Source organism: Oleiphilus sp. HI0086, from assembly GCF_001635225.1.
Genome location: NZ_LWFZ01001160.1, coordinates 1 through 463, shown reverse-complemented (window position 1 = coordinate 463; position 463 = coordinate 1). Strand labels below are relative to the sequence as shown.

The 463-nt window shown below is 46.2% G+C and carries 1 protein-coding gene; it reads left to right on the top strand.

All coding sequences use genetic code 11. The features are described from left to right. Nucleotides 1-463: efflux RND transporter permease subunit (locus tag A3756_RS20370; RefSeq protein WP_197481421.1), on the top strand; the 463-nt coding region annotated here is incomplete at both ends.

Here is a 463-nt window from a genome sequence, read left to right as displayed (position 1 = left end):
ATCGTGTCGGTCAGCAAAGTGCTATCGATGTGGCGGATAAAGTCAGGGCCTATTTGCAGGAAGCTGAGTCTTCATTACCCGAAAGCGTTCAGCTTGATGCTTGGCATGACCGCTCAAAAATCGTTAAAAAGCGTCTGAAAACGCTTTCAGATAATGCCATACAGGGCGGTATATTAGTCCTGCTCTTGCTGACTTTGTTTCTGCGTCCTGCCATTGCTTTTTGGGTCTGCATTGGTATACCGGTTTCCTTTATGGGCGCATTGTTAGTGATGCCATTGTTCGATATTACCATTAACGTGATTAGCCTCTTCGGCTTTATTGTTATTCTGGGGATAGTCGTCGATGACGCCATTGTTACCGGCGAGAATATATACTCTCACCTGCGGCGTTCTGAGTCAGGTTTGGAAGCCGCGATCAATGGCACTAAAGAAGTCGCAGTTCCGGTAACCTTTGGTATTTTAAC